Genomic DNA, 784 nt, shown 5'->3' on the forward strand with positions numbered 1-784 from the left:
GGTCTGGGACGCGCGGGTCACCGCGGTGCGACCGGCCGCCGGCGGTGGCGGGCACCTGGTGGAACTGGCGGACGGCCGCGGTGTGCCGGCCGACCTGGTCGTCGGCGCGGACGGCACCTGGTCGCGGGTGCGCCGCGCCCTCATCGACGCCGAACCCGACTACACCGGCATGTTCGTCTTCGCGACCCACCTGTCCGACGTCGACCGGCGCTGCCCGGCGCTCGCCGCGTTCGTCGGCGGCGGCGTGAGCGCCTTCGCCGAGGATCGCGGGCTGGTTGCCCGCCGCGTCGGCGCCGGCGTCGCCGTCGAGGTCGCGCTGCGCGTACCCGCCGGCTGGACCGAGCTCGTCCCGGTCCAACGCGGCACCGCGCCGGCGCTGCGCGACCGTCTCGCCCGGCATTTCACCGGCTGGGACGATCGGCTCTCCGCGCTCATCCGGGAAAGTGACGCGCTGCCGGTGGCCCGCGCCGTCTACCGGCTGCCCGGCAACCATCGTTGGCCGCGGCGGCCCGGCGTGACGCTGCTTGGTGACGCGGCCCATCCCGGTGCGCCCTTCGCCGACGCCGGCACGAACACGGGGATGCTCGACGCCGCCGAGTTGGCCGTGGCGCTGGCCGGCCAACCCGGTGATGTCGAGGCCGCGCTGCGGGTCTACGAGTCGGCGATGTTCGCCCGCATCGGCGCCGTTCCCCTCGCCGCCCCGGGGTGAGCGGATGGCGGCACCCCGGCGGCGCGCGCTCAGCCGACTGGCGTGGGCAGCGGCGGCGGCCAGGCGACGGGCGGC

Annotated in this window: 1 protein-coding gene; it reads left to right on the top strand. The window is 77.3% G+C overall.

What is annotated here, in order from left to right; genetic code table 11:
- Positions 1-709, top strand: a 709-nt coding sequence (locus MXD58_RS26020; protein ID WP_250610375.1) for an FAD-dependent oxidoreductase, incomplete at its 5' end; no start/stop codon positions are given.
- Positions 710-784 lie beyond the last annotated feature (75 nt).

Origin of the sequence: Frankia sp. AgKG'84/4, assembly GCF_023242965.2 — a bacterium.
Taxonomy (GTDB): Bacteria; Actinomycetota; Actinomycetes; order Frankiales; family Frankiaceae; genus Frankia.